This window comes from Variovorax sp. R-27, assembly GCF_049913215.1.
GTDB lineage: Bacteria > Pseudomonadota > Gammaproteobacteria > Burkholderiales > Burkholderiaceae_C > Variovorax.
In genome coordinates this window covers 5194719-5217038 of the sequence record NZ_CP183984.1, presented here as the reverse complement: position 1 = coordinate 5217038, position 22320 = coordinate 5194719, and the positions used below count along the sequence as shown (strand labels likewise).

Below are 22320 nucleotides of genomic sequence, written 5' to 3'. Positions count from 1 at the left end.
TTCGATGGGGCGCAAGGTCACGTATGGGCTCACGCCGCCGACAGTACTTCGGCTGCAGTCGGCTAGTAGCCGACCTTCACCGCCTCGGTCTACCTTCCACCCCAACTCGCCAATCACAGAAACATGACAGTCGCGATGTCACCGCTGTGGATCAAGCATCCTGACATCCCATGGGGTAGCGTCGGGTGGCGCATGGGCTGGGGTGAGGCGTACTGGGGTCAATGGAGAATTTTCTTTCTGGCCTTGAAGGAAGAAGAGCGCCACCGCTACCGAGAGACCTGGCCGGAACCTGAGTCATGGCGGGGGCTGTATGCATTTATTGAGTCGGGTGAACCCCCACCCTGGGCAATCGAACACAGGAGAAAACTGGCTGGGCCATATCCCCTGCCAAGTACCGAAGAGTCCAGCATCAGCGAGCACTACCGGGTTGTATGGTTGGTCAGGTGCCACATGAGCAAGCTGGGCGTCTACGAAGTACCTGCGAGATTTCCGTCGCCGTATCTTGGACAAGCACTGGATGAGGGCGACGTAACGTTCTATGCGGAACCGAACGGCGCCTGGTGGCGTTTGTCGATGCCAAAAAGTGGCGGGCTTATGCTGAACCGATTGACGCAACCAAACGCCCCTGACATGTTGCTGTTCCGTAAGGCATAGCGGCTGTCGGCCACAAGCCGACCTTCGATAGCGGCTCACTGTTGTGTCAGAAATGAGGAGATTGGAACGGCATGGTGGCGCGTAAAGACGAGGTGACGGTAGAGCTGAGCGACGTGAGAAGCTCGCTCGAACTTCAGAATCGGCTAATGACCGCGCTCGACTTTCCAGGGTGGTACGGCCGGAACTGGGACGCCTTCTGGGACGCAATCGCAGGGTTGGTGGAAATGCCGCACCGGCTGCGATTTGCCGGCTGGGCCGACTTCGCAGACCGCCATCCGCGTGATGCCAAGCAGCTCCGTGAGTGCCTTGCCAGGATGCGAGCCGAACTGCCAACCCATGCCGCCGTGGTTGCCTATGACTAGGGGCGGGATGCGGTCACAGCCGGACTATTGCGTTGTTCACGTTAGGAGCACCCATTGAGCCTGCCTGATACGAAAGAGGCCATTCGCCGCCGGCTCTTCATCGCGGCTGTTCGCAGCGGCAACCAGACTCCACAGTTTGGCTTTCAGATCTGCCCCGACTGCGGCGGCCGAGGCTCCATTTGCGTGGAGCGAGAAGTGAGTGGGCGCCGGAGTGCGGCGTTCGAGGAGTGCCCGGAGTGCCACGGTGAGACCATAGTCCCTGCATAGCAACTCACGCGATACAGCCGATCAAATAGCCCGGCGGTGCATCCGTTTTTGAGTAGCGGCGACTTCTGCTCAGGGTTCGTTCACGACGGGAGCGCGACCGGCTACAGTCGGCCACATGCAGTCATTCAGCCAATTACCACCAGTCCCGCGAGACCGGTCGTTCGTGGCGCATTCCAATCTAGAAGCCTTCGAGAATGCCTCCGTCAACTGAAACCCTGCAAAGACTGAGCGACTTCGCCTCTGGCAAAACTCCGGTGCCTAAGTTCGAGCAACAGCTCTACAACGATCCAGACATTGAAACGTTGCTCTCGGCAGAGAGCGCTCCTCGATTTTGCCAAACGGGAACGACGCTATTCCACTACCTGATTGGACTCGACCTCAGCGACCCAGGCCACGTGCTCAACGCACAGGACGTATTGGTTTCGTTGCTCCAGAAGCACGGAGTGAAGACAGCGCTGGCCGGGGCCGCAACGGCGGAATATGCGCTGCTGCTCGATGCCCAGCCGCGCTGGCTCGACGCGGACGTCAAGTTCCTTGCCTCGTTACTCGATGCCGCGCCATGCCTACCTCCCAAACAGAGAAAGGTATGGCTGCGTCAGAGAATCTTGGAGCTGTTTAAGTACGCCAAGCAGCCCCCGCGCTGGTTGCAGTCTCCAGCGTGGCCCATCGGAGATGCTGGCCCTTTGGTCTTCTTGGGGCAGTTTCCTGTCGCCGACTACTTTCATGATGAGGCGGCGGTGTATGTTTTCCATGACCCGGCGAAGGACGCGTTCACAACGTTCGTTCAGCACTGCTGAGCTCGCGGCATGAGGACAATTACCAAGATGCTTCCTCGCGGCCAACACCGGACGTTCAGGCCCTCGGCCAGAATCCAGTCAAAAAATCAGCATCGGCCGCACTCCCATGGTCATTGACGAACTCTTCGGTCTGCTCCCGCGCCCCGCCCAGCCCAGGGAGCAAGGCACCGCGCCCGAATGGGGCACCGTGACGTCCAAGCTTGGCGGGCCATTGCCCACCGACTACATGCAGTTCGTTGACCACTATGGCTCAGGGACCATTAACGGATTCCTGACCGTTCTCAACCCTTTCAGCGCGAACCCACATGTGAACCTACTGGATCAAGTGTTCGTCCAGCTCTCGGCACTACGCGAACTCCGGACCAGCTATCCCGAGGACTTCCCGTTCCCGCTCTTCTTTGAACCAGGCGGCCTCCTGCCATGGGCTGTTTCGAATGAAGGAGATGTGTTCTGCTGGAGCACCGTCGGCGCGAGCGGTTTGTGGGAAGTCGTCACGGTGCCACGTAGTGATTCGCCCGAGCACTTCAAGATGAGCATGTCGCAGTTTCTCGCGCGAGGATTGACCGGCCAACTCAAGACCTCGGCCTTACCTCCGCATTTCGCTTCGGGAACTGGCTCATTTGAGCCGCACCCTGCGTGAGGAAAACTTCGGCAGACGGCCAGCAGCGGTCACTCGTCGCTGCCTCACAACGGTGTCTTTGTGAGCGCGTGCGCACTGTCCAGTTTGGCGGTCAACAACCAAACCAGAAGGGACATCAATCGGACCGGCCAAAGACGCCCCACTCCATCGAGCGGGGCGTCTCCCTATTGATCCCTGTCAGCTTGCCGGATTGCGCGCCATGACGATCCACGCCGCGCCGCCGATCATCACCGACCACTCACCGGGCTGGCCCGAAAAGGCGGCACGAACTGCGGCCGAAGCGCGGGCACGGATGTCGTTGGACTGATCAGCGAGCACGCGCGACAGGGGGCCAACTTCGAACGCCATCTCCACCGCGTCCTCAATCGCCGCGTCCCGCGTCCCGCCTTCGCCGAACGGGATGGAGGCATCCAAGGGCGCGATGGAAATATCGGTGAAGCCGGCCGCCGTCAAGATGCGCGCCACCCGCCCCTTATCGCCGAAAGAAAATGAGCCGGGTGCTTCAGAGTCGGGCTGTGCGGTCGACGGGACGATGCCCTTGATCGCGCCCATTGGTAGGCGCATCCAATCGTTCTCGGCCACGCCCCGCCAGCAAACAAAAGAGACCCGCCCGCCCGGCTTGAGCGCCCGGCGCATGTGGGCGAACGCTCCTGCCGGATCGTCGAAGAACATAACCCCGAAACGCGAGAACAGGATGTCGAACTCGCCCTCGGGCAGCTTGGCGCTGCTGGCGTCGGCTACTAGGAATAGGGCCGTCGAATCTTGTGGCGCAAGCGCGCGCGCTCGTCCAATCAGCGGCGCGGATATGTCCACGCCCAACACTCGGCCCTCCGCGCCAACGAGCGCGGCCAGAGCAAGACTCGACGCGCCCGCGCCGCAGCCGACGTCCAGCACGCGCTCGCCCATCACGGGCGCGGCTGCTTCGATCGCGGCCTTTCCAAACACCGCCAACATGGCGTCGAGTCGAGCCTGGTTGGCGACCCAGCGCTCCCCGCTTTGGCCGTTCCAGTCAGCGATCTGATTAGCGTTTTGCTCTGTCATGCAGTTTCCTTGTCTTGGGACGAGTGATCCGCTACTCGGCCCATGCCTCGATCCGTTCCGCGATCGCCTCGGGGGCCTCGATGTGCAGGAAGTGGCCGACGTCAGGGACGACTTCCAGCGAGTGTGGGCTGGCGAACCGATGTCTGTCGTCGACCTGTTGCGGAAAGATGCAGCCGTCGTCGGAACCGTGGAGCTGCAGCAGGGGCGTTGTGATCGGCTGAGATAGGCGGCGCATCGTCCCAAGCATGCCGGGCCGCAGCAGCCCCCTGTAGTAGCGCAAGGGCGCGGGCATGCTTGCCTGCAGGGTCTCGTGTAGCTCCGCCTGGACAGCTGGATCGAGCGAGAGGCCCGGCGACCACTGACGCCATAAGTGGTCGATGAGGGCGAGATTTCGGGCGCTGGCGATCCAGCCGCTTCCCGGCAGTTGGAAGAGCCCCATATACCAGCTGCGGCGTAGCTGAGTGAGGCGCGGCTGGCTCAGAAATGTCAGTGGGTGCGGGAAGGCCAGCGTGACTGCGCGTTTGATCCGCTCCGGCGCGGTGACGCAGACATCGTATGTGATCGCGCCGCCCCAGTCGTGACCAATCAACTCTACGGCTCGCCCGGGAGACCAGCGGTCGATCAGCGCGAGCACGTCGCCGGTGAGGGAAGCCATGTCGAACGGTCCCGAGGTCGGGGACGGGGCGTAACCGCGAAGCCAGGGGGCGACGACGTGACGCCCACGGCGACCGAGCTCGGCAAGGAAGGGCTTCGCCGTCGGCGGATGGTCCGGGAAACCGTGCAAGACAAGCGTCGGCTGAGCATCGGGATCACCACCCTGCAGCGCGTGAAAAGTGCCGTGTGGCAGGTCGAAGGTGACGTGTTCGAAGTCCATGTGCATCAGGCTTCTCTAAAAGTGCGTTTCCTCAGGCGCCGCGTGCGGATCTATGCCCTCAAGCCACCATCGATTGCTGGGCGAAGATTCCCGCCATCGCGCCCTGCGACGATGCTTGGGTGACCGAGGGCAAGAAGGGCGTGGTCAGGTCGCCGGCGGCGTAGATGCCGGGCATGCTGGTTTGGCGGCGCTCGTCGACCTTGAGAACGATGCCGGTGGGCGTATCCACCGTGGCGAGGCCCAGTGATTCATGCAGGCTTGCGGACGGCTTGTTGCGCGGATGGGCGAACAGGACGTCGACCGCGACGTTGCGGCCGGTATCGAGATTGACTGTGGAGATATGGCCCTTGTGATGGGCGATCTCGACGATCCGGCCATCGATGACAGGTATGTTGCGGCGCGCCAGATCGGCCTGGATATCGGGCGGGATGTCGTGACCATCGGCGAAGACAGTCAACTTGTCGGTCCAATCGCGGAACAGCTTGGCCTGACTGTGCGATTGCGGGCCGGACCAGACGAGGCCCCAATGCCGGCCGGCGACTTCAAAGCCGTCGCAATAGGGGCAGGGCACGATGGACGTGCCCCAGCTTTCGGCAAAGCCTGGAACCTCAGGCATCTGGTCGGCAACGCCGTAGCTCAGGATCACGCGGCGCGCCCCGAGGCTTTCTTGATCGTCAGTGACGACGCAGAAATCGTCGATGGCGCCAGACACGCTCTCGGCCCGGGCATTGACCAGCCTGATCGTTGGATAGCGCGCCAGCTGCTGCCGCGCCTCGGCCAGGATGTCCAGAGGTGGCTTGTGATCGTGGCCGAGCAGGCCATGCGAGTGGCCGGCAAAGCGGTTGCGCGGCCGGCCGGTATCGAGAACGGTGACCTTGCGGCGGGCACGGCCGAGTTGCAGGGCGGCGGCGAGGCCGGCAAAGCTGCCGCCGATGATGATGACGTCATTCATGGTGATGGGCTCCGTGTGGGTCGATTGATTATTGGACTATCAAGTACAGTAATTTATGTCCGATATAGTAAACTGTCAAGTCCACTAAATCCGCTCATGACTCTCCCCCCAGTTCCTGCTCCCAAGCCCCAACGCGGACGACCACGCGATCCCGAGCGCAGCCGGCGCATCCTGGAAGCGGCGCAAAGGCACTTCAACGAGCATGGCCTGGAGCGTGCGAGCGTGGATGCCATCGCCGCGGACGCAGGTGTTTCCAAGATGACCGTGTACAGCAACTTCGGCTCCAAGGAGGGGCTGTTCCAGGCGGTCGTGCGCGACAGGACGGCAGCGGTGGTGGCTGACTTCCCGGGCGCCGGGACGCTGGACCCGGGTCAGCCGGAGAAGGTGCTGCTGGCGATCGGCGCCCGGTTTCTCGCACTGGCGCGCGGGGACGCACTGGGCGCGTTGCGCTCTGCCTACGGCGTCGCGGGGACGCAGCCGGAAGCCTGCCGAGCGTTCTACAAGGACGGCCCTGAGCGTGCGAACGGCGAGCTGGCTGCATACCTGCGCCGTGCCCACTTGGCGGGCACGCTGAAGGTGCGGAACCCGCTGCAGGCAGCGGACCTGTTCCTGTCGATGTTCCTGGGCTCCGGGCACATCCGCGGAATGCTGAAGCTCGATATGCCGGATACCCGGGAAAACAGGGCTCTTCTTCGCGAGGCCGTACGGGTCTTCATGGCGGCCTACGGCGCGTAGGCTCCACAATGTGGCAAGGTCGCGATTACGCGGCGGCAAGTGAATCGAAGCTTTTAGGCCGGAACCTTGAACCGCATTCCGCCGCCGCTCAAGAGCCCAAGATGGTGAGTTCTAAGGTCCGCTTCCCAAGCCGTCGAAGGACAGCAACGGGCCCTTTGCGCCGATGGCCCGTGCGGCTACAGTCGGTCAGAAACAGACGTTCAGATGACTCACACCGTTAACGAAATTCTTGAACGCTTCACGACCTTCGATGGCAGGCTGACAGAAGTCGTAGGGCTCCTGGCATGGAGATTCGAGAATCAATCTCTTGAACACGCAGTCTGGGCCGAGCGGACCGAACGCTCAAAGCTATGGCTTGAGGTGGACGAGGAGACGCCCGTGCTGGACGCTGAATTGCTGACACGCTGGGACGGAAAGAGGGTCATCGTCACTGGTGTTCTGCGTGGGCCTGACCCAAAATTTGGCGGGTGCGGGCACTTTTCACTGTGGCCTGCAGAACTGCTGGTGCGGTCGATTCGGCGGGAGTAGCTTGACGCCAAGAGGTCAGCATCGCGCAACGATGCCGCCGCCTGAATGACTGCTTCCGAGTACACGGAATGTCTCGTGTGGGCGGCGGATTCAACCGGTCGATGCAACACATTCGCTGAACATCTCAGCGGGTGTCTGGAAACCGAGCGTCTTGCGCGGCCTCTCGTTCAATTGTCTCGCGATCGCGTTGAGCTGGCGCTGTGAGAAGCCTGCGAGGCTCACGCCCTTGGGCATGTACTGCCTAAGCAAGCCATTGGTGTTCTCGTTGCTTCCGCGTTGCCATGGGCTTTGCGGATCGCAGAAGTAGACCCGGATGTCGGTGGCCATCGTGAATTTCTTGTGCGCGTGCATCTCCGTGCCTCGATCCCAAGTCAGTGACTTGTAGAGCTCCTGCGGCAGTTTGCGGGCGTTCTTGATGAGTGCATTGACGACCGTCTGCGAGTCCTTGCCATCCAGCTTCACCAACATCACGTATCGCGTTTGACGTTCAACCAATGTCGCGATCTGGCTGTTGCCACTGCCAAAGACCAGGTCGCCCTCCCAGTGACCAGGCACTGCTCGGTCTTCAACGCAGGCGGGCCGCTCACTGATCGAAACAGCATCGACGATCTTCCCGTGAATTGCCGTCTTCTGCGTGTAGTGGCGTGACCGGCGCATTCCACGGGTGCGCCGCAGGTGCTCCAACAACTCTTTCTTCAAGGCGCCACGCGCTTGAATGAACAGACTGCGGTAGATGGTCTCGTGTGACACGTGGTGGCTCTCGTCGCACGGATAAGTATGCCGGAGCCAACCTGCGATCTGTTCCGGCGACCAGAGCACGCGCAGCTTGTCCATCACGATGCGAGCCAATGTGCGGTTCTCACTCAGCTTGCAACGCTTGGGACGTCGCGCTCGATCCCAAGTCGCTTCATCGGCCAGGCTGGCACGGTAGCCATCGCTACCACCGTTGCGCTTGATCTCTCGACTGATCGTCGATGGTGCTCGCCCCAGTCGCGCTGCAGTGGATCGAATCGACTCGCCTGCCACCATCGCCCGCGAGATCTCCTCGCGCTCGGCCAACGTCAATGCAGTCGATGCGCGCGATCGCTGAGGCGGCCGGAATCCGCCCGTTTCCGCAAGTATTCGATGGATCGACGTGTGAGGCCGATCGAAGAGTTTGCCGATCTCATGCAACGTCCAGCCTTGCTTCCAGCGCTCCCACATCAGTGCCTTCTGACTGCCTGAATAGTAGATTCTTGGTCGCCGCTTCATCTGCAACACTCCTTCCGCCTATGCGGTGGTTAGTGTGTTGCATCGACCGGTTGAATCCGCCGCCGATAGTACCCATTCGCGCTAGGCTGGGGGATGTCGGCAATCGCTGCATAGCCGTCCTTCGTGTGCGCCCGCTTCAGACTGTTGCGAGACCGGCCTGCACGCCTGGCTATCTCGCGAATGCACAACCATTCATTTCATTTGCATCTTTTACTCAGAGCAAATCAGCCGGCGCATCATGCCTTGTGCATGTCGTATTGATGCACTTTGGGTCTCGGCTCGACCCACCCGGCCGCTCCGGTATCCAACTACTTCAATTGGAGACCCAAATGAAAAAATTCATTCCCAGCGCCATCGCCAGCCTCCTGATCGCAGGGGCAATCTTGACGGCCGCCGCCAAGGAGAAAGTCGTCGACCGGAGCATCACGGAAGCGGAAGTCCTGGGGGCCCAGCAGGCCTGGTGCAAGGCGCTGGTCGACATCAGCGCTGCGAATTCCAGCGGAGGGCAGCCGGCCGCCAGGGCGCTGGCCGAGAAGGTCATCGACAGCGCTTACGCCTACCAACTGGGCGCAGTGCTGTTCAAGCCGACGCTCACGACATCGCCGCAGACCTTCCGCACCGCTCGCGACGGCGCGCTGGCGTACTTCGTGGGCGGCAACCCTGCCTTTCCCAACGACACCGGCTTCGCCCTGAAGGGCTGGACTAAATGCGAGATTGCCAACACTGCCGTACTCATCCACGGCGACGTGGCCAGCACGCTGGGTAACGTGCTGTTCACTGACCCGGACGGCAAGGTCACCACGGTCGACAAGACCTGGACTTTCGTGAAGGACGGTGCCGGCAAGCTGCGCATCGTCGTGCATCACTCGTCGCTGCCGTACGCTGGCCGTTGAACACCGCGTTCGAGTGCCGGCAGGCCCAGGCTCTAGGGCGGCGCCTTCAAGGGGCCTTCATCGGGTGATGAAGGCCCCTCGGAGGACCGTCATTGGTGGCTCAAAGGCGCGAATCGGTGGCAGCACGACATCGTAGCGCTCGACCTGCACCGTGGTGAATTGCCCCACGCAACCCTGCGCCAGTGATGAGGTGCCGATGTCGCGCGTCAACACATTGGGGTTGCCGTGCACGTTTGCACTTCGAGCGGCAGTGGCCAGAGTGGCCGAACGCCTGTCTGTCTTGGGTCAGTAGGCACCCATGTAGTCGCGCTTGCCGATCTCCATACCGTTGTGACGCAAGATGGCATAGGTGGTGGTCACGTGGAAGAAAAACTGCGGCAGTCCATAGTGCAAAAGATATGCGCTTGCGGTCAGCTTCTTTTCCTTGGGGGTGCCGGGGCGCAATACGATCTCGCGGCTTTCGCTGGAATCAAATTGCTCAGGCTTGAAGGAGCCGATATGGGCCAAAGCTTTGGCGATCAACGCTTGCAGGTCGGCGAAGCTGACCTCGGTGTCGGGCCAGGACGGCACCTCGGCACCAGCCAGGCGGGAGGCAATGCCCTTGGAGAAGTCTGCGGCGATCTGTACCTGACGTACCAGCGGAAACATGTCAGGGAACAGCCGCGCCTGCAGCAGCGCATTTGGATCGATATTTCTTTGCGTCGCCTGGTCTTCGGCCTTCTTGAGCACGTCGGACAGGGCGCGCAGCATCTGCTGCATGACGGGAACGGAGGCGTTGTACAGCGGGCTAGTCATGGTGAGTTCACTTCAAAAATTGGGCACGATGGCCGGAGTTGGCGTGGCAGGGGCCCTGCCGACCATGTAAGGCTAACAGCACAGGGCGAACTGAATCGCCCCGGCTTTTGTGGCTAGCTTTTCTTCCCGCTGGTAGTCGGAGCAGCCGCGTTGAAGGGCAGTTCACTGGCAAGAAGCGGACGTCAATTGCAGACGCACGACAGACCGCGATCGCTGCAATGCAGACATCGTCGACCGACCGGCAAGCATTCGATATCCTTACCCCAGTGTTTTCAAGCTTTCTCATCCAGGTACTACTCGAATGTCAGACCTTCTCTACAGCCCTGCAGCCGACCGCAACAAGCAGCCCATCCTCGATGCATTGACTCGCATCCTCGGCGAGCATGGCACCGTGCTGGAGATCGCATCTGGAACAGGCCAGCACGCCGCCTTGTTCGCCGCAGCAATGTCTCAATGGATCTGGCAACCCACCGACGCGGATGCCCGCATGCTCCCCGCACTCGCAAGCCGAGTCGCAGAAGCCGAGCTACCCAATCTCCGCCCACCACTCCCACTCGATGTGATGGCCCCTCAATGGCCATCGCAGGGCCCCGCGTTCACCCAAGAAGAGAAGTTCGACGCGATCTACTGCGCCAACATGCTGCACATCGCACCTTGGGCCACATGCGCCGCCCTGATGCAAGGGGCCGCGCGGCATCTGCTTCCTGGCGGGTTGCTCATCACATACGGGCCTTACTTCGAAGATGAAGTCCCAACGGCGCCGAGCAACCAGGCGTTCGACGAAGACCTGCGCGCCCGAAATCCCGCATGGGGCATTCGTCGTCTGGAGGACGTGGCAGCAGAGGCGCACCGATCAGGCCTCGCGTTGCGCGAGCGGCATGCGATGCCCGCGAACAACTTGCTGTTGGTCTTCGGCCTCCAGTGAATACAGCGTACCGGTGTCTCCAAGGTGCAGCCTGGAACGCCGCCGAGTGGTTGTGCCTGGAGCACGCGCGTATGGCATTGAGCCTTTATTTCTTGGCTAAAGCATGGTGATACAGAGGGAGAGGGGTTGAGCTCTGTGCGACGATGCCCCCGAAGTTCCACTTGCAATTTTTCCGCAAGAGGGAGTAATTTCTAGGCCGTTTCAGCTTCACCGTCATTCCTTGGAGATAGGCTAGCCTGCCAAGCTGAAGTCCTTGCCTTGCAAGGCTTCGAGATCCAAATAATCACCAGGAAGAATTAATGCCTACGTTCGCAACGCTTTGGGCCAATCATCCAAAAATCAAAGGTGACGATACCTTGTTGGATGAAAAGGTCTACACAGACCAATGCGCGATCGATGTCGGTGCAGCCTTTATTCGATCAGCTATGGACATGAGGTCCTTCAAAGGGGTCTATTCATGGCAAAAGGACAAGCCCAGGTATCCGATACGAGCACAGGAGCTCGCAAACTGGCTTGATTCCCCGGCAGCAGGGTTGATGCATCGAACTGAAAAGTACTTGGGCAAGGAAGGGTTCGAAAAGATTGCCGGCCGCACAGGGATCATCTTCATCCAGAACTACTGGGGAGAGGGCAGACAGGGCGACCACATTGATCTATGGAACGGTTCCCGCTTGACGAAGTTCTCTTCCTGGTTTCGTATTCATTGGCACTTGTCGGTCGAAGGATGGGCAACCGATATGAGGAAGGCAGAAGCCATCTGGTTCTGGTACGTGCCATGAACGTAGTTCTTCGAATTCTCTTCATCGCCGGCGGCGCACTGCTGCTTGGATTCCTTTCGAACGTCATCTTGGTCGGCATCGGTCATTGGTATGAAATGAAGGTGGCACGCAGTGAGTACGATCTCTCCGATGCCTTCATGATTGCCGTGTTCGTTCAGGCACTTTGTGTTGTTGCCGGCGGATTGATTGGCAACTGGCTGTACCGGCGGTGGCGTAACAAGAAAGTCCCGAAAACCGACTGATGAAGAGAAGAAGTTCGACGCGATCTGCTGCGCCAACATGCTGCACGTCGCGCCTTGGGCCGCATGCGCCGTCTGGAGAGCGGGACGACAGAGGCACGCCGATCAGGCCTCGCGTGGCGCGAGCGGCATGCGATGCCCGCGAACAACTTGCTGCTGGTCTTCGACTTCTAAGGCCGCGGTGCAATCCGAACGAAAGGTGGGTTTGCCGTTGCAGACCCTTGGCTGCATGCCGCTACCACGCTATCGCAAACTGAACGTACAAGAACAAAACGCCTTGGTCGAAGATGCGATCCGTCGAGAAGCCATGCACTGGCGGCAGAACGCGCTCCCCGAAGCACTCAAGGTCACTGGCCTTGAGCGAGGTGTTCAGTGGGAAAAATCCATCGTTGTTGATCTGGATATCGACTTCCCCGGAATGCCGAAGCTGTGCGGCTTGCTGCTCACGCAAGACGAGAGGTTCGTGGACTTCGAGATCGACACCGACACGACTTATGGGGTCGTTGAATCGGTGGAAATCTGGGAAGACGTGACGGCGATTCAGAACACGAACCCGCGCAACCGCGGAATTGGTGCGGGGCGTGGAGCGATCGCAATCAAGGTGCTTCGGGCACTCAACAGTTGAAAGTCAGACTCCTAGCAATATGAACATGATGCGCCTCGAAGGACAGAACTTTGCCGAACTCAAAGCGCCCACGGATGCGCAAATTCGGCGGAGAGTGCTCGCACTCCAGAGCGCAGGAAAGCACTCATACGCTTCGCTGACGAGCGAAGACGGAAGCTACGTTCAAGTTGCGGGTGGCCAGGCAACCTGCATGGTGGAGCGGTTCGACCCTACAACCGGGAAGCGAGAGAGGGCGTTTCACGATAAGCCAAGCCCGGTTTTTCCGGATGGCACCTTGCTTGTGTTTGGTGCGGGTGAGCTGACGCTCAAGTCCGATGAGTGGTTTGTGGCAGATCCGGTCGTGGAGATATTCCTGTGCTTCAAGGAGCATCGCCAGTATCCGGACACCGTGTCATGGCGTGCTGCACCGGGCTTCTGACATGCTGCACTGAAGCCGAACATTGCAGGCTGTCGTTGTCCGCGCTTGGGGCAGACCCGCATCGATGCGATACACGCATGCGCGCAAACCCGTGGCGACGCGCCATGGTCTTCTCAATACCATGCGGCTTGGGCGCATTGCCGCCCGTCCGACAACAACTCAGACAGGCGACAAATGGCAACTCCAGATTCCCGCAGGCGCAGCGCATCGATCAGCCTGGCCGCATTGGCCACCGCAGCCGCACTCGCCGGATGCGCCTCTGTCAGCGAGCCCGCAATCACGCCCGCCCAAACGGCCCAGGCGCAAGCCGCGTGCACGGCGCTGCAAGACATGAAGATCGCGGCCTCCGCCATCGGCAAGCCGAGCTCGGGCGCGGTCGTCCAATCCGCGAGCTTCGTTCCCGCCAATGCCGCGGACAACCCCAACGGCGAGTACTGCGCGGTCAAGGGCGTCGTGCTGCCCGTGAGTGCATCGGCGCCCAGCCTCGAGTTCCAGGTCAACCTTCCCACCGCATGGAACCGCCGTGCGCTGCAGATGGGCGGTGGCGGCTATGACGGCACGCTCGTCACCGGCCTGGGCGCCTACACCGCGCAGCCCAACGGCACACCCAACGCGCTGCGCCAGGGCTATGTCACGCTGGGCAGCGACGGTGGGCACAAGGGCACGGGCAACTTCGACGGCAATTTCGCGCTGAACGAAGAGGCGCTTCTCAACTACGGCCAGCAGTCGGTGAAGAAAACGCACGACGTGGCGCTGGAGATCATCCGGCAGCGCTACGGTGCGGCGCCACGGCGCTTCTATTTCATCGGTGGATCGCAGGGCGGGCACGAGGCGCTCGATGCCGCGGCGCGCTATGCCGCCGACTACGACGGGGCCATTGCCAACTACCCGGCGTACAACATCACGATGCTGCAACTGGCGTCGCTGCATGTCGGCAAGGCGCTGTATGCCAATGGCGGCGCGGGCTGGATGAACCCGGCCAAGAAGACGCTGCTCGTCAATGCAGTGTATGCCGCCTGCGACGGGCTCGACGGCGCCAAGGACGGGATCATCGGCAATGTCGCGGCCTGCAACGTGGTCTTCAACATCGACAAGGTGAAGGCCTCGCTGCGTTGCGTTGGTGGCGCTGACAACGGCGACTTCTGCCTGTCTGATGCGCAGATTGCGGCCGTGCGGCAGATCGCATCGCCCTATGACGCGGGGTTTGCGGTTGCGGGGCAGCAGGTGTTTCCGCGCTGGCCGGTGCTTGAAGGTGCGGTGTTCTCGGTGTCGTCGTTCGGCGCATCGCGCGTGCCGTCGAACCCGCCGGCCGCCACCGATGCGTTGCTGCTCTCCATTGGCGCGGCGCACGCCAAGTATTTCGCCACGCGCAACCCGTCGCTCGATGCGCTGCGCTATGAGCCGGCGCGCTACAGGGCACGGCTGCAGCAGCTGGGCAGCATCACCGACGTGACGACGGTGAGCCTCGAAGCCTTTCGCGCCAGGGGCGGCAAGCTGATCCTCACGCATGGCACGGCAGACGATTTCATCAGCCCCTACAACACCGAGGACTACTACCGTCGCCAGGTCGCCGCCTTCGGCCAGGCGGGTGTCGATTCATTCATTCGCTTCTACAGCGTGCCGGGCTTCGGCCACGGCATGGGCCCGTACCGGCTCGGCTACGACGGGCTCGCGGTGCTCGACAACTGGGTCGAGAAGGGGCAGGTGCCTGAAACGATTCCCTCGGTCGACAACAACCAGAACGCCAACCGCTCCCGGCCGATGTGCCGTTGGCCGGCATGGCCGGCGTTTACGGGGGCGGCGAGTGCTTCGATGAACGACGCGGCTAGCTTCAGCTGCAGGGCGTCCTGACATCGTTGGTACTTTCCATCGGGTTTTGTGCTCGAGTTTCGTGCACCATCGTGCATCGATCACGATGTTTCACTTTTGAAACGCATGCGTGTCTCGATCCCCCGGTGGGGCGTTTAAAGTTCGAGCCCGGTGCGTTTTCGCGTCACAGACTTTTCCCCCAACCGTTTTACTGATTGAAGAAAGAACCCCCGTTTTGAACAAGACCGACCTCATCGCCGCTATCGCCACGGACACGAACCTCAGCAAGGCTGACGCCGCCCGCGCGCTCGACTCCGCCATCGACAACCTGTCGCGCGCCCTCGCCAGCGGCGACACGGTACAACTGATCGGCTTCGGCACTTTCGCCGTTGCAAGCCGCCCCGAGCGCACGGGCCGCAACCCGTCGACCGGCGAGCCGATGACCATCAAGGCCAGCAAGGCGCCCAAGTTCACCGCCGGCAAGGCGCTGAAAGACGCTGTCAACACGCCTGCAGCAGGCCAGTAAGCGCTTTTTCCTCTCTTCCCTCCGTTGCGTCGGCGCAGCAGCGCGGGCCTCGGAGGGCCTCATCTTCAGGAAGCCGTCGCATTCCGCGCTAGAGTTCATGCACGTTCACGAGCCCAGCCATCCGACATGTACGACGCGCCTGTGCCATCAACGCAACAATCCCGCACATTGCAGCAGTGGCTGCTTCGGCTCCTTTTCACAGGGGCCTGCCTTCTGGTTCTGGGCTGTGCAAGCCCATCGGGGCCACGACAAGGGCCGGGGCCCGCCGTCAGCAGCACGTTGACGGACGAACAATCGAACAGCGTCGCAATCCACGCGCTCGGCCTTGTAGGCACGCCGTACCGCTATGGTGGCAACACGCCTGATGGCGGCTTCGATTGCAGCGGGCTCATCGGGTACGTGTATCTCAACAGCGTGGGCGAATCGCCGCCGCGCACCGTTGCGCGGATGAGCGGCTTCGGCAGCCCGGTGTCGATGTCCGAGCTTCGCACGGGCGATCTCGTGCTCTTCGGCCCGTCCACGCCGTCGCATGCGGGCATCTATGTGGGCGGGGGGCGCTTCGTGCATGCGCCATCGACTGGCGGCGTGGTGCGGCTTGATCGGCTGGATGGCGTTTATTGGTCGCGCCAGACGGTGCAGGCGCGGCGGCCTTGAGTCCGGCAAGCATGTCGGCAGCATCGTTCACCCTCACTCCGACAGACTTCGCGCGCCTTCAGAAGGTCGTCGGACGCCGCGTTGGCCGCAAGCCGGGTTTGTCGTCCACCCTGTTCATGTTGCGCGCGGCGGTATGGGTGGGCGTCGGATTGCTGGTCGCGGCGTACGTGCGCGTGCTGGACGACTACGCCGAGCTGCCACATCTCCGGTTCATGGCGTACCTTGTGATGATCGTCTTTCTGCTGCTGGTGTCGCTGCCCCATGTTTCCCAGGCGCTCTGGCGCAAGCACGTGTTCGCCCCCAATGGCACGTTTCTCTCGCCCCAGACCGTCAGCATCACGGACAGCGCGCTGACGATCCAGTCCGCAACGATGCGGTCAGAACTTCTGTGGGCGGGCTTCATGGCCCGCGAGGAAGACGACGTGAACCATTATCTCTTTACCGATGAGATGCAGGCGGTCGTGCTTCCTCGTTCTGCCACTGCATCGTTTGCCGACGAGTTCGAGCGCCTGACTTCGCATCTGAAGAACAAGCCCTGAGGTGAGGGCTCCGCTTCGATTGACTCCGGGGCCTCAGCTGGCCTTGCCGCGACCGCTCTTCTTCGGGCTTTCGGCGCGCGGGCTCGCCGCACTTGCTGCTGCAGCAGCGCCATTCAACTGATCGACCCACGACAGCGCATCGACATACGACATGAACCGGTTGAGGTATTCCGGCGACAGGTCGCGCATCAGCGTGAGCGAGCGGTGCACGAGGTGATGCGAGTTGAGGGGGCCGGCGTTCTCGGGCACCTTTGCCAGTGACTGCGTCAGGCGCCGGTCGGCGCTGAGCTTGGACCAGGTGCTCTTGAAGTAGCGGATCGACTTCAGTTCTGTGGAGGGCGAAGAGGCAGAAGAGTTGGCGGGCGTCGCTTTGCCTGCTGCTGTCGGGCTGGCATCCATGACCGGCGCGTGCTGCGCGATGTGGTCGACGAGCGCGGCGAGCGCACCGCGTTCAGTCGTTGCTGCTTGCGGCTTCGCAACGTCCGCAGGCGTCGCTTTCTCAAGATCCTCGCCGTACGCCGCCAGCAGTGCGACCACCTTGTCGTCGAGCATGCGCCGCGCTTCGCCGCCGTGCGCAGTCGCGCGCCTGGCCATCGCCTCGATGACACGAAAGCGCACAGGGTCGAAGCGCTGATCGCCACGCGCGATCGCTGCGGCGACCATCGCGCCGGTGTCGCGGCAAGTCTCCTGATCAGTCACGGGGCTTCGCGTTGGCGTTGGAAGGGCGCGGCGTGGGCGCCATCTCCACACGCCGGTTCTTCGAGCGCCCGTCGGCATCGGCATTCGACGCCACTGCCTGCTCGGAGCCGAAGGCGGCCGCAAAGATCGACGACGACGGAATGCCGGCCTCGATCAACGCACGCGTCACTGTCAGCGCACGCTGCGCCGACAGCTCCCAGTTGTCTGCGAACTGGCGTGCGTTGTCGCGCATCTGCCGGTCGTCGGTGAAGCCGCTCACCATCAGGATCTCGTCGCGCGACTTGAGGTATGCGGTCAGCGGTGCAGCCAGGCTCTTCAGCAGTTGCCGGCCTTCAGGTTGCAGCTCCGCGGAGTTGAAGGCAAACAGCACGCTGCCGTTGATGCCGATGCGCCCGTTGGCCAGCGTCACGCGGCCGGCCGCGAGCGGCCCTGCCAGGGCCTGTTCGAGCGTCTGCAGGCGCTTGGCCTCGGCCTGCCGTTGCTTGACTTCAGTTTCCAGCTTCGACGCAAGCTCCAGCTGCATGCCCAGCGCGCACACCAGGATGAGCACAAAGGCCCCGAGCAGGCCGGCCATCAGGTCGCCGAACACCGCCCATACCGGCACGCCCGGCTCGTCGAAGCTGGCGTCGAGCTCTTCGCGCATCATGCTTCGCTATCCACCGGCGCTTGCTGCTGCCTGCTGGCGATCTGCTGCATGTCTTCGACGATCTGCTTCTGCGACATGATGCTCAGGTCGATCACTTCACGGGCCTGCGTCACGTAGTAGGCCAACTGTTCATCGCTGCGCGCAATGGATTTGCCCAGCGCGCCTTCGATGCGCTGCAGGTGGCCCACGAGCTTGTCGTTCGACTGGCTGAACATCTGCACTGCGAGGCCGAAGGCTTCACCCAGGCTGGCCACTTCGACGGCGCTGCCGGTGATCTGCGCGGCAACGGCGGCCATCTTCTCGGACTCGGCATCGGCCTTTTCAGTGAAGCGGCTGCCGACGCGCTCCAGCAGGTCCGCCGATGCGGACACCAGCGTGTCGATGGCTGTGCGCTGTTCGGTGGACGCGTGGTTCACTGCATCGAGCAGGGTGGCTAGCGTTTCGAGGATGCGGCTGCGTTCCTCCAGCATTGCGTTGTCGCGCGTCATGCTGTCGGCGAGCTTCTGGCGCAGCTCGGTCACCACTTCGGCTGCGGCCCGTGGTGCTTCTGCAGCGGCTTGCAGGAGCTGCGCGATTTCGGCGACGGTGTTCTTCGCATGCGCCTCGGTCTGTGCCGTCATGTCGCGTGCGGTCTGCGCCACTGTGTCGAAGAGCTGCTGCTGCTGGCTTGCGTTGTGTGCGTTGACCTGCTGCCATTCCTGTTGCAGCGAGGCTGCCATGGCCGTGAGCGATTGCGTCCATGCCGAGAGGCGCTGCTCGTCGCGCGATGCCATCTGGGACATCACTTCGGCCGCGGCCTGCGGTGCTTCGGCTGCGGCTTGCAGTAGCTGCCCGATCTCTGCGACGGTGTTCTTTGCATGCGCTTCGGTCTGTGCGGACATTTCGCGCGCGGTCTGCGCCATGGTGTCGAGCAGCTGTTGCTGCTTGCTCGCGTTGTGCGCGCCAGCTTGTTGCCATTGGTCTTGGAGCGACGCGGCCATGGCTGTCAGCGATTGCGTCCAAGCCGAGAGGCGCTGTTCGTCGCGCGATGCCATTTCGGTCTGCAGCTTTGCGTGCGCCTGGTCCACGGTGCCCAGCAGCGAGGCCGAGTACTGCTCGAAAGTGGCGGCTGCGGCTGACAGGGCCTGGTGCGAATCACCCGACAGCTTCTCGCTGACGCGCTGATGCTGCGCGAGCGCGTTGCCCCAGGTGTCCGACACGTTGCTCACGGTGCTTTCGAGGCGTGCGGAAACGCTGTCTACCAGCGCGGCCGAGCGTTGCTCGAAGGTCTGCGCGAAATGATCGTGCGAGCCGCGCAGGTCTTGCGACAGCGCCTCGGTCGTGCGCTGGTGCTCGGTAAGGGCTGTCTTCCAGGTGTCGGCCACGCGGGTGGTGGTGGCCTCGAAGCGGCTCGAGAGGCCATCGAGCTGCTGCTGCACGGTTTGCGAAATGGTGTCGTGCAGCGTGGCGGTTTCGCGTGCGATGCCGGCCATGGTGGCCTCGACGACAGGCTGTATCACCGCGCTGGCGACGCGTGCGCTTTCGGTCAGGCTCTGCTTCAGCGACTGGTCGACGGAAGTGGCGAGGCTGCCGTACACGGCTTCGGCCTTGCTGTGGAAGTGGTCCTGGCTGCTGACGAGGCGTTCGTTCAGCGCCTGGGTCTGCCGCTCCATCGCATGCATCATGGCCTGCAGCTGGCCGACCAGCTCGGGCATGGCGTGGGCCTGCTGCTGCAGCAGCTTGAACGACTCTTCACGCTGATGGCTGAGCGAGAAGACGCGCAGCACGGTCGCGATCTTCGTGTCGAGCATCTGACCGGCCTGCAGCCGCTCGCGCCGGCTCAGTGCCGAGGCAAGGCCCAGCATGGCCGAAGCGGCCACGCCGGCCACCGAGGTGCCGAAGGCAAGGCCCAGGCCCTTCACGGGGGCGGAGAGCGAATCGCGAATGGTCTGCAGGTCGGTCGAGCTCTCCAGCGCCAGGCCGGTGCCCTTGAGCGTGACCACCATGCCCACGAAGGTGCCGAGCATGCCAAGCAACACGAGGAAGCCGGCAAGGTAGGGCGTCATCGCCGGGCCGGGCAGGCCGACGCGCTCGCCCTCGATGCGCAGGCGCACGGCGTTCTGCAGCGAAGGGTGCAGCTGGCCGAGCCAAGTGCCGAGGCTCTCGGGCGGGGAAGAGAGGTCTGCCACGGCGTGCGTCAGCGTGGCCGTGGCCTGCTGAAAGCGGTGCAGCTCCAGCGCGCCCATGATGTAGAACGCGCCGACGATCACGGTAACGGCCAGCGCCAGCGGGTTCGTGCCGATGTATCCGGCGCCCACCCAGCCAACGACGGCCAGGCCTGCGACAAAGACAGCGTATTGAAGGAATCGGGTCATGTAGTTCTGGTGGCCTGGGTGCGAAGGGCTTCGAGCAGCCCTTCGACCGGTTGAAATCGAAAGTCCAGTTCGGCGAGCAGCACGTCCTGGGCGTCCTTGCGGAACACGGCCAGCCACGCTTCGTCGGGCTGGGCACTGTTGTCTTTATCTGTCTCTGGTTCGCCGTCCGGCAGGTCCGGCACGTCTGGTGCCTGGCTGGCCTTGCGCAGGCGCTCGAAGTGCTTTTCGAGGATGCCCGGCACGGCCGACAGCAGGCTGTGCTCTCGCGCCTCCAGCACCTGCGCCATGACCACGTCCACGGACGCGAGCCGGGCCATGGACGGCGACCTTGCCGCCAGCGCCGAGCGCAGCCGGCTGCGCAAAGAGCCGACGCCTGCTTCCATCGCCTGTTGCCGGGCGAGATAGCGTCGGCGGTAGGGGGTGAAGTCTGGCGTTGCGTCCTTGCTGGTGCCGAAGGTGGTGTCTTCGACGATGGCGTTTGCCAGCGCGGTTCGCACGCGTTGGCATTCGCTTTCTTCGGTGTTGCGGGGAGCGCGCGTGCTGGCCTGCGTGGTTGCCGGTGCGCCATCGAGCGCTGCGGACAGCGAGATGGCATCGGTCCAGCCGAACCACTGGCTCAACCGGTCAGCGGTGGGTTGCGCGGGTTCGCGAGCGTCGATGTCGGTCAGTCGTGAAAGCAAGCGAATGAGCGCCGAGCCGTTGAAACCTGTGCGCCTTGAAACTTGCCCCATAACCTCCTGAACGCGCTTGAACGCACCTCTTCGAAAAACCTCGCAGTCTACAACAGAGCCCTCTCTCGAAGGCCTCCCTGGCGGCCTCGCCAGACCTCGGCTGTGTAACGAAATGCCAGCTTTTTCATTTTGTGCGCGGCGAAGTTACGTGCTCGGGCCGCACGCCCATTCCCACGGCCCGTGCCGGGAGCCTGCGCAGCAGGGGCCAGCGTGCCAGCAGCCGCAGCGGCCAGGGCACGTGCCCAACCGTGGCCGTGAGCTCGCCGTCGAGCACTGGCATCAGCACGCGGTCTTGTATGAGGCGCTGCACGGCCTGCGTCACGCGCACGGGCCATTCCCTGCGGCGCTGCAGCTGGGGCAGCAGGGTGTCGATTTCCTTGTCGGTCGCCGCGCCGGCCAGCGCTGAGGCCAGCAGGTTCGCGGCGGCCACGGCGTCTTGCACGGCGAGGTTGATGCCGACGCCGCCCACCGGCGACATCGCATGCGCGGCATCGCCGATGCACAGCAGCCCGCGGCACGACCAGGCCTCGAGGCGGTCGACTGTTACTTCGAGCAGCTTCACCGCGTCCCAGCCGGGCAGCGCTTCCGGCAGCCGCGCGGCGAGAAAGGGCGCGATCTTGCCGATCGCTTCATGGAATGCCCCGATGCCCCGGGCCTGCAACGCATCGTGGCCGCCCTTGGGAATCACGAAGGCGCATTGCCAGTAGTCGCCGCGGTTCAGTGTCACCAGAAAGCGCCCACCCGCGACGTGGCCCGCAGTGGCCGATGGGTCGCCGGCCTGCCTGGGAATGGCCATCCACAGCACGTCGATGGGCGCGCCATAGCTGATGTGCGGCAGCGCGGCGGCATCGCGCAGCGCGGAGTGCCGGCCGTCGGCCGCCACCACCAGCGAGGCGTGCAGCTCGACATCCTGCGGCTGGCCCGCGCGGCGGCCTCGCCGCACCTTCACGCCGTTGACGCGGCCCTTGTCCTGCAGCAGGCCGATGGCCTCGGCATCTGTCCACAGTTCGAAGCCCGGGTAGCGCCGGGCCTCGTCGCACATGAAGTCCAGAAACTCCCACTGCGGCATCAGCACGAGAAACCTGCTGTGCGCGGGCAGATGGGTGAAGTCGGCCACGGGGATGCTGCGGCCTTCGATGGTGGCGCGCAGTTCCTCGATGCGGTCGTGCGGGCGCTGCAAAAAGGCTTCGAGCAGGCCAAGCTCGTGCAATATCTCCAGCGTGGACGGGTGCACCGTGTCGCCGCGAAAGTCGCGCAGAAAGTCGAGATGCTTTTCCAGCACGACGACGGGCACGCCGGCCCGGGCCAGCAGAAGGCCCAGCACCATGCCGGCAGGACCGCCACCTGCGATGCAGCAGCGTGGTTGTGTGTCCATGGCTTCTATCTTTTCGCTCCCTGATGACGGGCTCGATCTTCGCGCGTGGTCCGGTTCATGCATGTAGGCCCGCAGGCATTGCACAGCGGCCCGGCGCTTGCCGTATCCGGGTTTTCCATTACGCAAAGCCACGCGCCCGCCCTGCGCAGTCCGACGGATGCGCCCGCGCCGCAGCCCGGCAAAACTCCTCGGGTCAATAACGAGGAGACATC

Annotated in this window: 26 protein-coding genes and 2 pseudogenes; 17 read left to right on the top strand and 11 right to left on the bottom strand. The window is 62.9% G+C overall.

All coding sequences use genetic code 11. The features are described 5' to 3' along the window. Window positions 1-123: 123 nt before the first annotated feature. The 4 genes from ACN9MV_RS24420 to ACN9MV_RS24405 all read left to right on the top strand — a co-directional run bounded on the left by ACN9MV_RS24420 (window position 124) and on the right by ACN9MV_RS24405 (window position 2720). Entirely contained in the window at window positions 124-654 is a 531-nt protein-coding gene (locus ACN9MV_RS24420; protein ID WP_143042573.1) for a hypothetical protein, read from the top strand. 71 nt (window positions 655-725) lie between these two features. Next, window positions 726-1016 carry a barstar family protein gene (locus tag ACN9MV_RS24415; protein WP_413315725.1) on the top strand — a complete coding sequence of 97 codons (291 nt, stop codon included), beginning with the start codon at window positions 726-728 and terminating at the stop codon, window positions 1014-1016. Window positions 1017-1477: 461 nt separating this feature from the next. Further along, window positions 1478-2080 carry a hypothetical protein gene (locus ACN9MV_RS24410; RefSeq protein ID WP_426389886.1) on the top strand — a complete coding sequence of 201 codons (603 nt, stop codon included), beginning with the start codon at window positions 1478-1480 and terminating at the stop codon, window positions 2078-2080. Between the two features lie 106 nt (window positions 2081-2186). Then, a complete protein-coding gene (locus ACN9MV_RS24405) occupies window positions 2187-2720 on the top strand; it encodes an SMI1/KNR4 family protein (protein WP_426389885.1) in 534 nt (177 codons plus the stop codon). A gap of 177 nt (window positions 2721-2897) precedes the next feature. Here the strand turns inward: ACN9MV_RS24405 and ACN9MV_RS24400 are convergent, their stop codons facing one another. The 3 genes from ACN9MV_RS24400 to ACN9MV_RS24390 are packed head-to-tail and all read right to left on the bottom strand — an operon-like array spanning window position 2898 to window position 5587. After that, on the bottom strand, window positions 2898-3761 hold the full coding sequence (locus tag ACN9MV_RS24400) for a class I SAM-dependent methyltransferase (protein ID WP_426389884.1): 864 nt from the start codon (window positions 3759-3761) through the stop codon (window positions 2898-2900). Between the two features lie 31 nt (window positions 3762-3792). Continuing rightward, complete coding sequence (locus ACN9MV_RS24395) at window positions 3793-4635, bottom strand: alpha/beta fold hydrolase (protein ID WP_093060042.1); 843 nt, start codon at window positions 4633-4635, stop codon at window positions 3793-3795. Window positions 4636-4693: 58 nt separating this feature from the next. Next, entirely contained in the window at window positions 4694-5587 is an 894-nt protein-coding gene (locus ACN9MV_RS24390) for an NAD(P)/FAD-dependent oxidoreductase (RefSeq protein WP_093060022.1), read from the bottom strand. Between the two features lie 222 nt (window positions 5588-5809). Here ACN9MV_RS24390 and ACN9MV_RS24385 point away from each other — a divergent pair, with 222 nt between their 5' ends. After that, window positions 5810-6322, top strand: coding sequence for a TetR/AcrR family transcriptional regulator (locus tag ACN9MV_RS24385; protein WP_426389883.1), 513 nt, complete (start codon window positions 5810-5812; stop codon window positions 6320-6322). A 204-nt stretch (window positions 6323-6526) separates the two neighbouring features. Then, on the top strand, window positions 6527-6850 hold the full coding sequence (locus ACN9MV_RS24380; RefSeq protein ID WP_426389882.1) for a hypothetical protein: 324 nt from the start codon (window positions 6527-6529) through the stop codon (window positions 6848-6850). A gap of 90 nt (window positions 6851-6940) precedes the next feature. Here ACN9MV_RS24380 and ACN9MV_RS24375 read toward each other — a convergent pair whose 3' ends face one another. Next, window positions 6941-8101 (bottom strand): IS30 family transposase, encoded by a 1161-nt coding sequence (locus ACN9MV_RS24375; RefSeq protein WP_354339586.1) that lies wholly within the window; start codon window positions 8099-8101, stop codon window positions 6941-6943. Between the two features lie 329 nt (window positions 8102-8430). On the opposite strand from ACN9MV_RS24375, the gene ACN9MV_RS24370 reads away from it, so the two are divergent. Then, window positions 8431-8994: a hypothetical protein gene (locus ACN9MV_RS24370; protein ID WP_093058072.1), complete on the top strand. Its 564-nt coding sequence runs from the start codon at window positions 8431-8433 to the stop codon at window positions 8992-8994. 57 nt (window positions 8995-9051) lie between these two features. Here ACN9MV_RS24370 and ACN9MV_RS24365 read toward each other — a convergent pair. Together ACN9MV_RS24365 and ACN9MV_RS24360 are read right to left on the bottom strand one after the other, a co-directional pair. Then, window positions 9052-9225: pseudogene (locus tag ACN9MV_RS24365) on the bottom strand (hypothetical protein); the annotation flags it as partial. Window positions 9226-9279: 54 nt separating this feature from the next. After that, on the bottom strand, window positions 9280-9789 hold the full coding sequence (locus tag ACN9MV_RS24360) for a DUF1993 domain-containing protein (protein ID WP_093058073.1): 510 nt from the start codon (window positions 9787-9789) through the stop codon (window positions 9280-9282). A gap of 301 nt (window positions 9790-10090) precedes the next feature. On the opposite strand from ACN9MV_RS24360, the gene ACN9MV_RS24355 reads away from it, so the two are divergent. From ACN9MV_RS24355 to ACN9MV_RS24310, 10 genes and pseudogenes are all read left to right on the top strand, one after another. Beyond that, the gene (locus ACN9MV_RS24355) at window positions 10091-10714 is read left to right on the top strand and encodes a DUF938 domain-containing protein (RefSeq protein ID WP_426389880.1); all 624 of its coding nucleotides are present in this window, start codon (window positions 10091-10093) and stop codon (window positions 10712-10714) included. 299 nt (window positions 10715-11013) lie between these two features. Then, a complete protein-coding gene (locus ACN9MV_RS24350) occupies window positions 11014-11493 on the top strand; it encodes a type VI secretion system amidase effector protein Tae4 (protein ID WP_093058075.1) in 480 nt (159 codons plus the stop codon). Further along, complete coding sequence (locus tag ACN9MV_RS24345; RefSeq protein ID WP_093058076.1) at window positions 11490-11735, top strand: hypothetical protein; 246 nt, start codon at window positions 11490-11492, stop codon at window positions 11733-11735. Before ACN9MV_RS24350 ends, ACN9MV_RS24345 begins: the two co-directional genes overlap by 4 nt. Before the next feature lie 4 nt (window positions 11736-11739). Further along, a pseudogene (locus ACN9MV_RS24340) lies at window positions 11740-11906 on the top strand (DUF938 domain-containing protein); the annotation flags it as partial. Window positions 11907-11913: 7 nt separating this feature from the next. Then, window positions 11914-12357, top strand: coding sequence for a hypothetical protein (locus ACN9MV_RS24335; protein WP_218840264.1), 444 nt, complete (start codon window positions 11914-11916; stop codon window positions 12355-12357). A 25-nt stretch (window positions 12358-12382) separates the two neighbouring features. Then, window positions 12383-12775, top strand: coding sequence for a hypothetical protein (locus ACN9MV_RS24330; protein ID WP_257014607.1), 393 nt, complete (start codon window positions 12383-12385; stop codon window positions 12773-12775). Between the two features lie 174 nt (window positions 12776-12949). Next, a complete protein-coding gene (locus ACN9MV_RS24325) occupies window positions 12950-14626 on the top strand; it encodes a tannase/feruloyl esterase family alpha/beta hydrolase (RefSeq protein ID WP_426389879.1) in 1677 nt (558 codons plus the stop codon). 193 nt (window positions 14627-14819) lie between these two features. Further along, window positions 14820-15110 (top strand): HU family DNA-binding protein, encoded by a 291-nt coding sequence (locus tag ACN9MV_RS24320; RefSeq protein WP_093058078.1) that lies wholly within the window; start codon window positions 14820-14822, stop codon window positions 15108-15110. Between the two features lie 126 nt (window positions 15111-15236). Beyond that, window positions 15237-15764 (top strand): C40 family peptidase, encoded by a 528-nt coding sequence (locus ACN9MV_RS24315; protein ID WP_093178088.1) that lies wholly within the window; start codon window positions 15237-15239, stop codon window positions 15762-15764. Window positions 15765-15775: 11 nt separating this feature from the next. Next, complete coding sequence (locus tag ACN9MV_RS24310) at window positions 15776-16303, top strand: YcxB family protein (protein ID WP_426389877.1); 528 nt, start codon at window positions 15776-15778, stop codon at window positions 16301-16303. A gap of 33 nt (window positions 16304-16336) precedes the next feature. Here ACN9MV_RS24310 and ACN9MV_RS24305 read toward each other — a convergent pair whose 3' ends face one another. The 5 genes from ACN9MV_RS24305 to ACN9MV_RS24285 form a co-directional block, all read right to left on the bottom strand. Next, entirely contained in the window at window positions 16337-16966 is a 630-nt protein-coding gene (locus tag ACN9MV_RS24305) for a DUF2894 domain-containing protein (RefSeq protein ID WP_426393197.1), read from the bottom strand. Between the two features lie 28 nt (window positions 16967-16994). Continuing rightward, complete coding sequence (locus tag ACN9MV_RS24300; protein ID WP_426393196.1) at window positions 16995-17645, bottom strand: OmpA family protein; 651 nt, start codon at window positions 17643-17645, stop codon at window positions 16995-16997. Next, window positions 17645-20002, bottom strand: a complete 2358-nt coding sequence (locus ACN9MV_RS24295; protein ID WP_426389876.1) for a DUF802 domain-containing protein — start codon at window positions 20000-20002, stop codon at window positions 17645-17647. The genes ACN9MV_RS24300 and ACN9MV_RS24295 overlap by 1 nt, the downstream gene beginning before the upstream one ends. Continuing rightward, window positions 19999-20733: a DUF3348 domain-containing protein gene (locus ACN9MV_RS24290; protein WP_426389875.1), complete on the bottom strand. Its 735-nt coding sequence runs from the start codon at window positions 20731-20733 to the stop codon at window positions 19999-20001. The genes ACN9MV_RS24295 and ACN9MV_RS24290 overlap by 4 nt, the downstream gene beginning before the upstream one ends. Window positions 20734-20857: 124 nt before the next feature. Next, entirely contained in the window at window positions 20858-22108 is a 1251-nt protein-coding gene (locus ACN9MV_RS24285; protein ID WP_426389874.1) for an FAD-dependent oxidoreductase, read from the bottom strand. Window positions 22109-22320: the final 212 nt, after the last annotated feature.

What these genes read in the sequence shown, in the direction of transcription:
- ACN9MV_RS24380 (WP_426389882.1), top strand. Translation starts at nt 6,527, where the DNA reads ATGACTCACACCGTTAACGAAATTCTTGAACGCTTCACGACCTTCGAT.
- ACN9MV_RS24300 (WP_426393196.1), bottom strand. Translation starts at nt 17,645, where the DNA reads ATGCGCGAAGAGCTCGACGCCAGCTTCGACGAGCCGGGCGTGCCGGTA.
- ACN9MV_RS24315 (WP_093178088.1), top strand. Translation starts at nt 15,237, where the DNA reads ATGTACGACGCGCCTGTGCCATCAACGCAACAATCCCGCACATTGCAG.
- ACN9MV_RS24350 (WP_093058075.1), top strand. Translation starts at nt 11,014, where the DNA reads ATGCCTACGTTCGCAACGCTTTGGGCCAATCATCCAAAAATCAAAGGT.
- ACN9MV_RS24395 (WP_093060042.1), bottom strand. Translation starts at nt 4,635, where the DNA reads ATGGACTTCGAACACGTCACCTTCGACCTGCCACACGGCACTTTTCAC.
- ACN9MV_RS24310 (WP_426389877.1), top strand. Translation starts at nt 15,776, where the DNA reads ATGTCGGCAGCATCGTTCACCCTCACTCCGACAGACTTCGCGCGCCTT.
- ACN9MV_RS24405 (WP_426389885.1), top strand. Translation starts at nt 2,187, where the DNA reads ATGGTCATTGACGAACTCTTCGGTCTGCTCCCGCGCCCCGCCCAGCCC.
- ACN9MV_RS24390 (WP_093060022.1), bottom strand. Translation starts at nt 5,587, where the DNA reads ATGAATGACGTCATCATCATCGGCGGCAGCTTTGCCGGCCTCGCCGCC.
- ACN9MV_RS24285 (WP_426389874.1), bottom strand. Translation starts at nt 22,108, where the DNA reads ATGGACACACAACCACGCTGCTGCATCGCAGGTGGCGGTCCTGCCGGC.
- ACN9MV_RS24420 (WP_143042573.1), top strand. Translation starts at nt 124, where the DNA reads ATGACAGTCGCGATGTCACCGCTGTGGATCAAGCATCCTGACATCCCA.
- ACN9MV_RS24410 (WP_426389886.1), top strand. Translation starts at nt 1,478, where the DNA reads ATGCCTCCGTCAACTGAAACCCTGCAAAGACTGAGCGACTTCGCCTCT.
- ACN9MV_RS24400 (WP_426389884.1), bottom strand. Translation starts at nt 3,761, where the DNA reads ATGACAGAGCAAAACGCTAATCAGATCGCTGACTGGAACGGCCAAAGC.
- ACN9MV_RS24330 (WP_257014607.1), top strand. Translation starts at nt 12,383, where the DNA reads ATGATGCGCCTCGAAGGACAGAACTTTGCCGAACTCAAAGCGCCCACG.
- ACN9MV_RS24295 (WP_426389876.1), bottom strand. Translation starts at nt 20,002, where the DNA reads ATGACCCGATTCCTTCAATACGCTGTCTTTGTCGCAGGCCTGGCCGTC.
- ACN9MV_RS24370 (WP_093058072.1), top strand. Translation starts at nt 8,431, where the DNA reads ATGAAAAAATTCATTCCCAGCGCCATCGCCAGCCTCCTGATCGCAGGG.
- ACN9MV_RS24305 (WP_426393197.1), bottom strand. Translation starts at nt 16,966, where the DNA reads ATGGTCGCCGCAGCGATCGCGCGTGGCGATCAGCGCTTCGACCCTGTG.
- ACN9MV_RS24345 (WP_093058076.1), top strand. Translation starts at nt 11,490, where the DNA reads ATGAACGTAGTTCTTCGAATTCTCTTCATCGCCGGCGGCGCACTGCTG.
- ACN9MV_RS24290 (WP_426389875.1), bottom strand. Translation starts at nt 20,733, where the DNA reads ATGGGGCAAGTTTCAAGGCGCACAGGTTTCAACGGCTCGGCGCTCATT.
- ACN9MV_RS24355 (WP_426389880.1), top strand. Translation starts at nt 10,091, where the DNA reads ATGTCAGACCTTCTCTACAGCCCTGCAGCCGACCGCAACAAGCAGCCC.
- ACN9MV_RS24415 (WP_413315725.1), top strand. Translation starts at nt 726, where the DNA reads ATGGTGGCGCGTAAAGACGAGGTGACGGTAGAGCTGAGCGACGTGAGA.
- ACN9MV_RS24375 (WP_354339586.1), bottom strand. Translation starts at nt 8,101, where the DNA reads ATGAAGCGGCGACCAAGAATCTACTATTCAGGCAGTCAGAAGGCACTG.
- ACN9MV_RS24325 (WP_426389879.1), top strand. Translation starts at nt 12,950, where the DNA reads ATGGCAACTCCAGATTCCCGCAGGCGCAGCGCATCGATCAGCCTGGCC.
- ACN9MV_RS24360 (WP_093058073.1), bottom strand. Translation starts at nt 9,789, where the DNA reads ATGACTAGCCCGCTGTACAACGCCTCCGTTCCCGTCATGCAGCAGATG.